Here is a 12,507-nt window from a genome sequence, read left to right as displayed (position 1 = left end):
GTTAATCCTCTGCTGCGATCCGGAATGCATTATCCAAATCGGCAATTAAATCTTCGTGGTCTTCAATCCCCACAGAAATACGGAGCAATGTTTCAGAAATACCTGCTGCGGCACGGGCTTCTGCAGACATGCCAGCGTGTGTCATGGTCGCGGTATGCGAGATTAAGCTCTCAACGCCACCCAGTGATTCAGCCAGCGTAAACAGTTCAAGCGCTTTCAGGAAACGACGCAAACGCGCTTCATCGCCATCGAGTTCGAAACTGAGCATGGCGCCAAACCCACGCTGCTGACGCGCAGCGACTTCATGCCCGGCATTTTCTGGCAGAGAAGGATGATACAACTTTTTCACCAGGGGCTGCTGCTTCAGATAAGCAACAATTTCTAACGCATTACGCTGAGCAGCGGCCATACGCGGCCCCAGCGTACGCATACCACGTAACAGCAGGTAGCTGTCAAAAGCGGAACCGGTCACGCCAATATTATTCGCCCACCACGCCAGATCGGTCGCGACCTGAGGATCTTTGGCAATAACAGCGCCAGCCACGACATCGGAGTGCCCGTTTAAATATTTGGTACAGGAGTGAATAACCAGATCTGCGCCCAGCGCCAGCGGATTTTGCAGCGTCGGACTCATAAAGGTGTTGTCCACAACGCTTACTGCGCCTACTTTGCGCGCGGCGTCGCAGATGGCCGCGATATCGACGACACGCAGCAGCGGGTTACTGGGGCTTTCTACTAATACGAGCTGAGGTTTCTCGTCCAGCGCAGCCTGTAGCGCGGCACTGTCGCCTTGATCGACAAACTTCACCCGATAAGCACCGCGCTTGCTTAAACTATCGAACAGACGGTAGCTGCCGCCATAGCAGTCGTGCGGTGCCACCAGCAAATCGCCAGGCTTCAGGAAAACCGTTGTGACCAGATGAATGGCGGACATGCCGGTATTAGTCAATACCGCGCCCGCCCCGCCTTCCAGCTCTGCCAGCGCGCGTTGCACAACGTCGCGCGTAGGATTACCACGACGAGAATAATCGTGGGCTCGCGGCTCATTGAAATCATGGAAGTTATAGGTGCTGGAAAGATGGATGGGCGGGACAACGCAGCCATATTGCTCGTCGTCATTCAAACCGCTGCGCACTGCGATGGTTGCCTGTTTACGCGTCATAGGGCTAACTGTTCCTGAAGTGAGAAATAAACTGACCACAGGATATCAGCTTACATTTAGACGTCAATACATCTGGACATCCAAATGTCTTTGCGTATAGATTGAGCATGGCCGCAATAACCGCTAAAATTATGCGCCCATGCTGGCGTTCAACCCATTTTCTTCCTGTGTTGGACGAAGAAACCCGCCAGAGAAGGGGTCCGGTAGAAGAAAATCAGGCATAATCGGCTGATTTCGTAACTTTTAACTTTTATTGATTAAGGTATCCCATGGCTGAATGGAACGGCGAATATATCAGCCCGTACGCTGAGCACGGCAAGAAGAGCGAACAGGTTAAAAAAATCACGGTTTCTATTCCGTTGAGCGTGTTAAAGATTTTGACTGACGAACGGACACGTCGTCAGGTGAATAACCTGCGCCATGCGACCAACAGTGAGCTCCTGTGCGAAGCCTTCTTGCATGCTTTTACCGGACAACCGTTACCAAATGATGTCGATTTGCGTAAAGAACGTAACGACGAAATCCCGGAAGAAGCGAAGAAAATTATGCGCGAGATGGGCATTGACCCGGACACCTGGGAATACTGAGTCAGCCAGACATAAAAAAACCCAGCCTGAGCTGGGTTTTTCTTGCCGCCGAACAAATGTTCGAATGCCGTTTCTTATTTTTTGGTGCCTGGCACGCTGAAACGCTTGTTGAAGCGGTCAACGCGGCCACCAGTGGCAACTTCACGCTGCTTACCGGTGTAGAACGGGTGGCACTTACCACAAACGTCCAGGTTCAGTTCGTGAGTCAGCGTAGAGCGAGTGTGAATCACGTTACCGCAAGTACAGTTGATGGTAACTGCTTCGTATTTAGGGTGAATACCTTGTTTCATGGGAAACCTCATAGAAGGCCGTGTCGCTCTCCGCGCCAGGACGAAACCTGCGCAGCACCACACGCGATTGAACATTAATGGTGTACTCCGGCAAGGTCTTTCCTACCGAAGGCGGCATATTATACAGGCTAATGTTTGCTGCTGCAAATGTCGCCTGAGATACCCGTCCTGTGCGCCAGCGTGTACACTAATCGCCCTGTCAGATGAACCGGAAAGAGAAAGTTATGCCCGTTGTTCAGGTTGCCCTGCCCGTTCCCCTTCCCCGCCTTTTTGACTATCTGCCGCCTGAGGGTGTGCAGCCGGTGACTGGCGGTCGCGTGATCGTGCCGTTTGGTAACCGGAAAATGATCGGCATTGTGGTGGCGTTCTCTGACAGCAGCGATCTGGCGACCTCACAGCTTAAACAGGTGCTTACCGTCCTGGACAGGGAATCCCTGTTTCCGTCCTCTCTGTGGCGCATTCTTCACTGGGCAGCCGACTATTATCACTCTCCGCTGGGTGAGGTGCTCAGCCATGCCATTCCGGTACTCCTCAGACAAGGTAAACCGGCTCAGGATGATCCCCTGTGGCGCTGGGAAATCACGGAACAGGGCCGCGCGACGTCCCCGGAAAGTCTTAAACGCGCGCCCAGGCAGCAGCAAGGTCTGGCGGTGCTGCGCCAGCAACCGCTCTATCGTCATGAAGTCAGTGAACATGACCTGACCGAGGCGGCTATGCAGGCGTTGCGCGCGAAAGGGCTTTGCGAATTGCACGAGCACCAGCCGCAAATGCATGACTGGCGAACCGCGTTTGCGGTAAAGGGTGAGCGTCTGCGCCTGAACACCGATCAGGCGACTGCGGTGGGCGCCATTCGGGGAGAAGATGAGCACTATGCCGCCTGGCTGCTGGCAGGAATTACAGGTTCCGGCAAAACCGAGGTGTATCTCAGCGTACTGGAAAATGTGCTGGCGCGGGGGAAACAGGCACTGGTGCTGGTACCGGAAATTGGCCTGACGCCACAAACCATTGCCCGTTTCCGTGAACGTTTTGACGCGCCGGTGGATGTCCTGCATTCGGGACTTAATGACAGCGAGCGTCTGTCCGTGTGGCTGCGGGCGCGACGGGGGGAAAACGCCATCATTATTGGTACGCGTTCCGCGCTCTTTACCCCCATGGCGCGACCGGGCGTGATCATTATTGATGAAGAGCACGACAGTTCCTATAAGCAACAGGAAGGCTGGCGCTATCAGGCACGGGATCTGGCTGTTTTCCGCGCGCATGAAGAAGACATTCCTGTTGTCATGGGATCCGCAACGCCGGCACTGGAAACTCTGCATAACGTGCGTAACGGTAAATATCGCCAGCTTGATCTGATGAAGCGTGCCGGCAATGCTAAACCGGCACTGCAGCAGTTGATCGACCTGAAAGGGGCACAACTTACTGGTGGCCTGGCACCCGCCCTGATCTTCAAAATGCGTCAGCACCTGAAAGCCGATAACCAGGTTCTGCTGTTTCTGAACCGCCGCGGTTTTTCGCCGGCTCTGCTCTGTCACGATTGCGGCTGGATCGCCGAATGCCAGCGCTGCGACCGTTATTACACGCTGCATCAGCATCACCGCCAGTTGCGTTGCCACCACTGTGACAGTCAACGACCGCTGCCGCATCAGTGCCCGCAATGTGGTTCAACACATTTACTGCCGGTCGGTGTGGGCACGGAACAGCTGGAGCAACAGCTCGGCACCCTTTTTCCCGGCGTCCCTGTCTCACGCATTGACCGTGATACCACCAGCCGAAAAGGCGCTCTTGAACAGCACCTCGCCGACGTTCATCGCGGGGGCGCGCGTATTCTGGTTGGCACGCAGATGCTGGCAAAAGGTCATCATTTCCCGGATGTCACCTTAGTGTCGCTGCTGGATGTAGACGGTGCCTTGTTCTCAGCCGATTTCCGTGCTGCGGAGCGCTTTGCTCAACTGTATACCCAGGTGGCAGGACGTGCCGGACGTGCCGGTAAGCAAGGTGAGGTTTTACTGCAAACCCATCATCCTGATCATCCCCTGCTGCAAACGCTGCTGCATCAGGGCTACTTCGCTTTCGCACAACAAACGTTGCTGGAGCGCCAGTCGGTCTTTTTACCTCCCTGGACGCACCATGCCTTATTCCGGGCAGAAGACATGGATAATCATCAGGCTGCAGAATTTCTGCAACAGCTACGCAATATGCTGGAAGCCAGCCCGCATAACGATGCGTCAATGTGGTTTATGGGCCCGTTACCTGCCTTGCAGCCCAAACGCAGTGGCCGCTGGCGCTGGCAGTTACTGGTTCAGCATCCCTCGCGTAAACGCCTGCAACAGTTGCTGAGCAGTTCGTTACCGCTGGTCACAACCTTGCCTGCCTCACGAAAGGTGAAGTGGACGCTGGATGTCGATCCTACCGAAAGTTAAGGCCGACCAGGTTGCGAGCGGGATCGAAATACGTCGCATAAGTCACAATTTTTATGCAAATTAAGTAACAGCCTTGTTGGCCAATCGATAACAATAGTGCCCGGCTTGTTTTTATACCCGTCGATACGAACGTTGAATGCGCGATTACGCATCAGGAGCATGTGTTGGATCAGAATCAACCGCCGGCCGCCGCCACCATGAAAGACGTCGCAGAAAAAGCCGGCGTCTCCACTGCTACCGTGTCGCGTGCGCTGATGAATCCCGAAAAAGTCTCTTCGGCCACTCGCCAAAAGGTGGAACAGGCCGTCGCGGCCGTAGGCTATGCGTCGCAAAGCATGACACGACATTCCCGGCGCAACGACACACAAACGATTTTGTTGATCGTCCCCAATATCTGCGATCCCTTTTTCAGCGACATTATTCGCGGCGTTGAAGTCGCCGCCTCAGAAGCCGGTTATCTCGTGCTTATCGGCGATTGTGCGCATCAGAAACCGCAGGCGTGGACATTTCTCAACCTGATACTGACACGTCAGATTGATGGCATGGTGCTGCTGGGCGCGCAGTTGCCTTTTGACGTCAGCCCGGACGAACAACGTAATCTTCCGCCCATGGTGATGGCGATTGAGTTCGATCCCGAGATGTCGTTGCCGACGGTGAATATCGACAATCTTACCGCCTCATTTGTTGCCGTTAACCATCTGCTGGAGTTAGGCCATAAACGCATCGCCTGCCTGGCCGGTCCGGAAGATGTCGCCCTGTGTCAGTATCGTCTGCAGGGCTACGTACAGGCGTTACGACGCAGCGGGATTAGCGTCGATCCGACCTGTATTGTTCGGGGAGATTTCACTTTCGAATCAGGTGTGGCCGCGATCAATCAGCTCATGACCTTAGCCGAGCCCCCGCAGGCCCTGTTTTGTCACAGCGATATCATGGCCATCGGTGCCATCAGTCAGGCAAAAAAACTGGGCTTACGTGTGCCGGAAGACCTGTCCGTGGTGGGATTCGATGACATCGAGCTGTCGCGCTACTGCGAACCGCCGCTGACCACGGTGAAACAACCCTGTTTTGACATTGGCCGGGAAGCGGTGCTGCTACTGCTGAACGAACTTCAGGGGAAAGGCACGCGGAGCGGGTCAAAGTTACTCGACGCAGAATTAGTGATACGCGGTAGCACAACATTGGCAAAAATGGGGCGTTGATACAGAAAATGTTCCGCTATTTTCAGGAGATTCTTAGGGCTATCATTGCTGGTCAAAGTTCCAGCCCTTAAGTAACATGGCGGGCTCCTTGCCGGGCGTGTGGTAACAACGGATTCGCCCAAATGGCATCATATTTTGAAGGGTATCAGGACGAGAGTGGCAAAAAAAGATTATGTAGGCCGCGGGCGTTCAACAGGGACGCGTCGCAAGAAAAGCCCCAGCCGTGGTAAAAAAACGAAAAGCGGTTCAGGCACCTCTAAACTTATGATTGTACTGGCGGTGGCTGTATTAGTGACCTTTGCCGGTGGTTTATGGTTCCTTGCGCATCATAAGAAGGAAGATGTGCCGGTCATTACGGATCATAAAGCCAACGGTAATGGCTTGCCGCCCAAGCCTGAAGAACGCTGGAAATACATAAAAGAGCTTGAAAATCGTCAGGTTACCGTTCCAACGCCCAGCGAACCAACCTCGGGTGGCGAAGTCCAGTCACATACCCAGTTGACGGATGAGCAACGTCAGTTGCTGGAACAAATGCAGGCAGATATGCGCCAGCAGCCTACCCAGTTGAACGAAGTCCCGTGGAACGAGCAAACCCCGGCACAGCGGCAGCAAACGCTACAACATCAACAACAGGTTCAGCAATACCAGCATCAACAACAGGTGCAACAATTCCAGCGTCAGCAACAGCAGGTGCAGCAACGTCAGCAACAGGTACAACAGCCGCGTCAGCAGATTCAGGAACAACATACGCAGCGCCAGCAACAGCAGAATACCCAGCAGCAGTCACAACCTGCGCCGGTGACACGCGAACCTACCGCCCAGCCTAAGACACAGGATACGGCGAAAACGAAACCTGCTGAAAAAGCGGCATCGCAACGCTGGATGGTGCAGTGCGGTTCGTTCAAGGGAACAGAACAGGCTGAATCCGTGCGTGCTGCCCTGGCGTTCGAAGGTTTTGAAAGTCGCCTCACCTCCGGCGGCGGCTGGAACCGTGTGGTGGTCGGGCCCTTTAAAGATCGGGCCAGTGCCGACAGTACGCTGAAACGTCTGCGTGCGTCAGGCCATTCCGGCTGCATTCCGCTCGCCATTGGGGGTTGAAACCCGTCAAACCCGCCCCATATCTGTCTGCATGATCCTCCGCGCCTTGTGCGCGGAGCTTTTTTCCGACAGTAAAAGGGGTCTGCCCGTGACAACAATAGTAAGTGTTCGACGCAACGGCCAGGTAGTGATTGGCGGTGATGGCCAGGCTACGCTCGGTAATACCGTAATGAAAGGCAACGTTAAAAAAGTGCGTCGTCTTTACAACGATAAAGTCATTGCTGGCTTCGCTGGCGGTACCGCCGATGCCTTTACCCTGTTTGAACTCTTCGAACGTAAACTTGAAATGCATCAGGGCCATCTGGTGAAAGCGGCCGTTGAGCTGGCGAAAGACTGGCGCACCGATCGGATGTTGCGCCGTCTTGAAGCGCTACTGGCGGTGGCCGATGAATCCGCCTCGCTGATTATCAGTGGTAATGGTGACGTCATTCAGCCTGAAAACGATCTTATTGCCATCGGTTCAGGCGGTCCCTTCGCCCAGGCGGCGGCGCGCGCACTCCTGGAGAATACAGAGCTGGGCGCACGTGACATCGTTGAGAAATCGCTGAATATCGCTGGCGATATTTGCATCTACACTAACCACAACGTTAATTTTGAAGAATTAACGTCTAAGTCGTAAGGATTTAACCATGTCTGAAATGACTCCACGCGAAATCGTCAGCGAACTGAACCGCTTTATCATTGGTCAGGACAGCGCCAAGCGCGCCGTGGCCATCGCGCTGCGTAATCGCTGGCGCCGTATGCAGCTTGATGAAGAGTTGCGTCACGAAGTGACACCGAAAAACATTCTCATGATCGGCCCGACCGGTGTGGGTAAAACGGAAATTGCTCGCCGACTGGCAAAACTGGCTAACGCCCCCTTCATCAAGGTGGAAGCCACCAAGTTCACCGAAGTGGGTTATGTCGGTAAAGAAGTCGACTCCATCATTCGCGACCTGACGGACTCCGCGATTAAAATGGTGCGCAGCCAGGCCATTGAGAAGAACAAATACCGCGCAGAAGAAATGGCGGAAGAGCGTATTCTGGATGTCCTCATCCCGCCGGCAAAAAATAACTGGGGACAGGCTGAACACACCAGTGAGCCCTCATCTGCGCGTCAGTCTTTCCGTAAGAAGCTGCGTGAAGGCCAGCTCGATGATAAAGAAATCGAGATCGACTTAGCTGTAACAGGGCCGGGTGTAGAAATCATGGCACCGCCGGGCATGGAAGAGATGACCAGCCAGCTACAGTCCATGTTCCAGAATCTGGGTGGTCAAAAGCAAAAGCCACGCAAACTCAAAATCAAAGAAGCGATGAAGCTGTTGATTGAAGAGGAAGCGGCTAAGCTGGTTAACCCGGAAGAACTGAAACAGGATGCCATCGACGCGGTTGAACAGCACGGCATCGTCTTCATTGATGAGATCGATAAGATCTGTAAACGCGGCGGCCAAAACGCCGGTGGCCCCGATGTTTCGCGCGAAGGTGTCCAGCGCGACCTGCTGCCACTGGTAGAGGGCTGTACCGTGTCGACAAAGCATGGCATGGTTAAAACTGACCATATCCTGTTTATCGCCTCGGGCGCATTCCAGGTGGCCAGCCCGTCTGATTTGATTCCTGAGCTACAGGGCCGTTTACCGATTCGCGTTGAACTACAGGCGCTGACGGTCAATGATTTCGAGCGCATTCTGACTGAACCGAATGCCTCCGTCACCGTACAGTACAAAGCGCTGATGAATACCGAAGGCGTGAACATTCACTTCACCGACGATGGTATTCGCCGTATCGCGGAAGCAGCCTGGCAGGTCAACGAAACGACCGAAAACATCGGTGCGCGTCGTCTGCATACCGTGCTGGAGCGCCTGATGGAAGATATTTCTTACGATGCCAGCGATCGCAGTGGAGAGTCCGTAACCATCGATGCTGATTACGTCGGCAAGCATCTGGATGAACTGGTTGCAGATGAAGATTTAAGCCGCTTTATTCTGTAACACTCCGCGTCCATGCGTTGTATCAAAGCCCAGACATTACGTCTGGGCTTTTTTCTGCATGCGCTTGATGCCGTACCGTTTTTTTACGATTGATGATTTTGCCAACAATTAGCATAAAGCGATATACTTAGCGCTCCTGTGGCAAACAGACGAAACCCTTATGAAATACGATACTTCTGAACTCTGCGACATCTACCACGAAGAAGTGAATGTTGTTGAACCGCTTTTCTCAAATTTCGGTGGGCGGACCTCATTCGGCGGTCAGATAACCACAGTGAAATGCTTTGAAGATAACGGCCTGCTTTACGATCTGTTGGAAGAGAATGGCCGGGGTCGCGTACTGTTAATTGATGGCGGCGGTTCAGTGCGCCGTGCGTTAGTGGATGCACAACTTGCGCGTCTGGCAGCACAGAATGAGTGGGAAGGCATCGTCGTTTACGGTTCAGTTCGTCAGGTTGACGAACTGGAAGAGCTGGAAATTGGTATTCAGGCCATTGCAGCCATTCCGGTGGGCGCAGCGGGCGAAGGGATTGGTGAAAGCGATGTGCGCGTGAATTTTGGTGGCGTCACTTTTTTCTCAGGCGATCACCTGTATGCAGACAACACCGGTATGATTTTGTCGGAAGACCCGCTTGATATTGAATAATGTCTGCAAACGAAAACGGGTGCCAGTGGCACCCGTTTTTGTATCAGCAGAGGCTTAAACCTCTTCCATTTTTCCCAACAAGGCACGCAGGCGTTCTTGCCAGACATGCTGCTCCTCTTTCAGATGCTGATTTTCACGCATCAGAGCTTCGTGGTTGCCGGCTGCGTTCTGCGCCTCATTGCGCAGGTTGTTGTTCTGCTCTTTCAGCTCTTCAATTTCCATTTGCAGCAAGGTGATAGTATCAATCGCCTGCTGTACTTTCGCTTCCAGTTTCTCAAACACTTCAAATGACATCTTTCTGACCTCTCCTAAAATCCTGCAAGGCGTTGATGATGCCAGCTTTCGCACACAAGGCGTTTACCAGCAACGTTGTCCCGATTGTATGTAGCCTCATCCCGCAAGTCCAGCAACGCAGGCCTGCAGTCCACTGTCAGTACCACTTTTCAGCCTATCCCTAAAAACCACTTTTTGCTGCGCGCATTACTGTCAGAGCCTGAAGAAAGCCCGCAGAAAGGCACTCAATGGCGCTTAAAGAAAACTGAAACACGCGAAAACGCGCATTTTTTTGACGCGCCACACAAAAATCAATTTCGCTATTTCTCGTTTATGCTCGTTAACGATAAATTAACATCAGCCCTACAACGAAGATGGGTGACTCACGGACTGAGAACAAAAACTGATAAAATTTAACCTCGCTTCAGGAACAACTATCATGAGTCAGACTACAACCACACTCAAAGGTCAGTGTATTGCCGAATTTCTGGGTACCGGTTTGATCCTGTTTTTCGGCGCGGGTTGTGTTGCCGCGCTTAAGCTGGCTGGCGCCTCTTTTGGCCAATGGGAAATCTGTATCGTCTGGGGCTTAGCCGTTTCAATGGCGGTCTACCTCAGTGCTGGCGTATCAGGCGCCCACCTCAATCCAGCCGTTACGATTGCACTTTGTCTTTTCGCTAATTTTGAAGGCCGCAAAGTCGTGCCTTATATCCTGTCTCAGGTCGCAGGCGCATTCTGTGGCGCAGCGCTGGTATATGGTCTTTACTACAGCTTGTTTATCAATTTCGAACAAAGTCATAACATAGTGCGCGGTTCAGTTGAAAGCCTGAGTCTGGCCGGCATTTTCTCTACCTATCCAAATCCACAGATTTCCGTGGGCCAGGCGTTCCTGGTAGAAATGGTCATCACCGCGGTATTGATGTCTGTGATTATGGCGCTGACGGATGACGGCAACGGCGTTCCACGTGGTCCAATGGCACCCCTGTTGATTGGCCTGCTGGTAGCGGTGATTGGCGGTTCAATGGGTCCACTGACCGGTTTTGCGCTGAACCCGGCTCGTGATTTCGGACCTAAAGTTTTCGAATGGCTGGCTGGCTGGGGCTCCGTTGCCTTTACTGGCGGCCATCAGATCCCTTATTTCCTTGTGCCAATTTTTGGTCCACTGGTCGGTGCTTGCCTGGGTGCCTTTGGTTATCGCGCCCTGATTGGTCGCCATTTACCCGGCGCGGTGATTGCCTCACCCAGCACTGACAAACCGATTGCGTCCGCGCATGAACGTAAAGCGTAAGTTCCACTTTTATCATCAGGAATGAATTTATGACTACCACCAATAAAAAATACATCGTCGCTCTGGATCAGGGCACAACCAGTTCACGCGCTGTTGTGCTGGATCATGACGCTAACATTGTGGCGGTATCGCAACGCGAATTTACTCAAATCTATCCCAAAGCGGGCTGGGTAGAACATGACCCTATGGATATTTGGGCGTCCCAGAGTTCAACGCTCGTAGAAGTGCTGGCCCATGCTGATATTCGTTCTGATGAAATCGCCGCTATCGGCATTACGAACCAGCGTGAAACGACCATCGTCTGGGATAAAGAAACGGGCAAACCGGTTTATAATGCCATTGTCTGGCAGGATCCCCGTACCGCTGACTACTGTCACAAGCTGAAGAGTGAGGGGCTGGAAGAATACATTCAGCACACCACGGGTCTGGTGATTAACCCCTACTTCTCCGGCACCAAAGTGAAATGGATTCTTGATAACGTTGAAGGTGCGCGTGAGCGTGCAAAACGTGGCGAATTGCTGTTCGGTACTGTGGATACCTGGCTGGTCTGGAAAATGACTCAGGGACGTGTGCATATCTCCGATTACACGAATGCCTCACGTACCATGTTGTTCAACATCCACACACTTGAGTGGGATCAATGCCTGTTGGATGTTCTTGATATCCCGCGTGAAATGTTACCAGAAGTGAAATCTTCGTCTGAAGTATACGGGCAGACTAACATCGGTGGTAAAGGCGGTACGCGTATTCCTATCGCCGGTATTGCAGGCGACCAGCAGGCTGCGCTTTACGGTCAAATGTGCGTGCAGCCGGGAATGGCGAAAAACACCTACGGCACCGGCTGCTTTATGCTGATGAACACCGGTACCGAAGCGGTGACTTCAACGCACGGTCTGCTGACGACTATTGCCTGCGGCCCGCGTGGAGAAGTGAACTACGCGCTGGAAGGTGCCGTCTTTATCGGTGGCGCAGCCATTCAGTGGTTACGCGATGAGATGAAGTTGATTAGCGATGCGGCTGACTCTGAATACTTCGCGATGAAAGTGAAAGATTCTAACGGCGTATATATGGTGCCAGCCTTTACCGGTCTGGGCGCACCTTACTGGGATCCCTATGCGCGTGGTGCGCTGTTCGGTCTGACACGTGGTGCGAATGCAAACCACATCATCCGTGCAACGCTGGAGTCCATCGCTTACCAGACGCGTGACGTCCTGGAAGCCATGCAAAACGATGCTAACACACGTCTTCAGTCACTCCGTGTCGACGGTGGTGCGGTTGCCAATAACTTCCTGATGCAGTTCCAGTCTGACATTCTGGGTACGCGCGTTGAGCGTCCTGAAGTGCGCGAAGTCACAGCACTGGGTGCCGCGTATCTGGCGGGTCTGGCCGTTGGCTTCTGGAAAGACCTGGATGAAGTCCGTGCTAAGGCTGTCGTTGAGCGCGAATTCCGTCCAACGCTTGAAACCACAGAGCGTAACTTCCGCTACGCCGGCTGGAAAAAAGCCGTTGCGCGCGCGCAAGCGTGGGAAGAAAAAGAGTAATCTGCCCTATGCCCGTGACCTGGGCTGTCACGGGCC

At 53.3% G+C, this 12,507-nt stretch carries 12 protein-coding genes; 9 read left to right on the top strand and 3 right to left on the bottom strand.

All coding sequences use genetic code 11. The annotated features are described in order from the left end of the window. Position 1 precedes the first annotated feature (1 nt). Positions 2–1,162, bottom strand: a complete 1,161-nt coding sequence (metB, locus tag GC090_RS00915; protein ID WP_006121311.1) for a cystathionine gamma-synthase — start codon at positions 1,160–1,162, stop codon at positions 2–4. Positions 1,163–1,431: 269 nt separating this feature from the next. Here metB and metJ point away from each other — a divergent pair, with 269 nt between their 5' ends. Next, positions 1,432–1,749, top strand: coding sequence for a met regulon transcriptional regulator MetJ (gene metJ, locus GC090_RS00910; RefSeq protein ID WP_006121309.1), 318 nt, complete (start codon positions 1,432–1,434; stop codon positions 1,747–1,749). Between the two features lie 74 nt (positions 1,750–1,823). Here metJ and rpmE read toward each other — a convergent pair whose 3' ends face one another. Further along, on the bottom strand, positions 1,824–2,039 hold the full coding sequence (gene rpmE / locus GC090_RS00905) for a 50S ribosomal protein L31 (protein ID WP_006121308.1): 216 nt from the start codon (positions 2,037–2,039) through the stop codon (positions 1,824–1,826). Positions 2,040–2,263: 224 nt separating this feature from the next. Between rpmE and priA the strand changes: the two genes are divergently transcribed. The 6 genes from priA to rraA all read left to right on the top strand — a co-directional run bounded on the left by priA (position 2,264) and on the right by rraA (position 9,369). Further along, positions 2,264–4,459 (top strand): primosomal protein N', encoded by a 2,196-nt coding sequence (priA, locus tag GC090_RS00900; protein WP_006121307.1) that lies wholly within the window; start codon positions 2,264–2,266, stop codon positions 4,457–4,459. Positions 4,460–4,623: 164 nt separating this feature from the next. Then, the gene (cytR, locus tag GC090_RS00895) at positions 4,624–5,658 is read left to right on the top strand and encodes a DNA-binding transcriptional regulator CytR (RefSeq protein ID WP_006121306.1); all 1,035 of its coding nucleotides are present in this window, start codon (positions 4,624–4,626) and stop codon (positions 5,656–5,658) included. Between the two features lie 156 nt (positions 5,659–5,814). Next, the gene (gene ftsN, locus GC090_RS00890; protein ID WP_324020685.1) at positions 5,815–6,756 is read left to right on the top strand and encodes a cell division protein FtsN; all 942 of its coding nucleotides are present in this window, start codon (positions 5,815–5,817) and stop codon (positions 6,754–6,756) included. Positions 6,757–6,844: 88 nt separating this feature from the next. Then, on the top strand, positions 6,845–7,375 hold the full coding sequence (gene hslV, locus GC090_RS00885; protein ID WP_006121303.1) for an ATP-dependent protease subunit HslV: 531 nt from the start codon (positions 6,845–6,847) through the stop codon (positions 7,373–7,375). 10 nt (positions 7,376–7,385) lie between these two features. Then, on the top strand, positions 7,386–8,723 hold the full coding sequence (hslU, locus tag GC090_RS00880; RefSeq protein WP_006121302.1) for an ATP-dependent protease ATPase subunit HslU: 1,338 nt from the start codon (positions 7,386–7,388) through the stop codon (positions 8,721–8,723). A gap of 160 nt (positions 8,724–8,883) precedes the next feature. Next, entirely contained in the window at positions 8,884–9,369 is a 486-nt protein-coding gene (gene rraA, locus GC090_RS00875; protein WP_006121301.1) for a ribonuclease E activity regulator RraA, read from the top strand. A 54-nt stretch (positions 9,370–9,423) separates the two neighbouring features. Here rraA and zapB read toward each other — a convergent pair whose 3' ends face one another. Beyond that, positions 9,424–9,663 (bottom strand): cell division protein ZapB, encoded by a 240-nt coding sequence (gene zapB, locus GC090_RS00870; protein ID WP_006121300.1) that lies wholly within the window; start codon positions 9,661–9,663, stop codon positions 9,424–9,426. A gap of 418 nt (positions 9,664–10,081) precedes the next feature. Here zapB and GC090_RS00865 point away from each other — a divergent pair, with 418 nt between their 5' ends. Both GC090_RS00865 and glpK read left to right on the top strand, forming a co-directional pair. Continuing rightward, complete coding sequence (locus GC090_RS00865; RefSeq protein WP_033738104.1) at positions 10,082–10,930, top strand: MIP/aquaporin family protein; 849 nt, start codon at positions 10,082–10,084, stop codon at positions 10,928–10,930. Positions 10,931–10,959: 29 nt separating this feature from the next. After that, positions 10,960–12,471: a glycerol kinase GlpK gene (glpK, locus tag GC090_RS00860; protein WP_324020684.1), complete on the top strand. Its 1,512-nt coding sequence runs from the start codon at positions 10,960–10,962 to the stop codon at positions 12,469–12,471. The last annotated feature ends 36 nt before the right edge of the window (positions 12,472–12,507 follow it).

This window comes from Pantoea sp. JZ29 (assembly GCF_035190385.1).
Classification (GTDB): domain Bacteria; phylum Pseudomonadota; class Gammaproteobacteria; order Enterobacterales; family Enterobacteriaceae; genus Pantoea; species Pantoea stewartii.
This window is presented reverse-complemented; position numbering and strand designations above follow the sequence as displayed.

What these genes read in the sequence shown, in the direction of transcription:
- metB (WP_006121311.1), bottom strand. Translation starts at nt 1,162, where the DNA reads ATGACGCGTAAACAGGCAACCATCGCAGTGCGCAGCGGTTTGAATGAC.
- metJ (WP_006121309.1), top strand. Translation starts at nt 1,432, where the DNA reads ATGGCTGAATGGAACGGCGAATATATCAGCCCGTACGCTGAGCACGGC.
- rpmE (WP_006121308.1), bottom strand. Translation starts at nt 2,039, where the DNA reads ATGAAACAAGGTATTCACCCTAAATACGAAGCAGTTACCATCAACTGT.
- priA (WP_006121307.1), top strand. Translation starts at nt 2,264, where the DNA reads ATGCCCGTTGTTCAGGTTGCCCTGCCCGTTCCCCTTCCCCGCCTTTTT.
- hslU (WP_006121302.1), top strand. Translation starts at nt 7,386, where the DNA reads ATGTCTGAAATGACTCCACGCGAAATCGTCAGCGAACTGAACCGCTTT.
- rraA (WP_006121301.1), top strand. Translation starts at nt 8,884, where the DNA reads ATGAAATACGATACTTCTGAACTCTGCGACATCTACCACGAAGAAGTG.
- zapB (WP_006121300.1), bottom strand. Translation starts at nt 9,663, where the DNA reads ATGTCATTTGAAGTGTTTGAGAAACTGGAAGCGAAAGTACAGCAGGCG.
- GC090_RS00865 (WP_033738104.1), top strand. Translation starts at nt 10,082, where the DNA reads ATGAGTCAGACTACAACCACACTCAAAGGTCAGTGTATTGCCGAATTT.
- glpK (WP_324020684.1), top strand. Translation starts at nt 10,960, where the DNA reads ATGACTACCACCAATAAAAAATACATCGTCGCTCTGGATCAGGGCACA.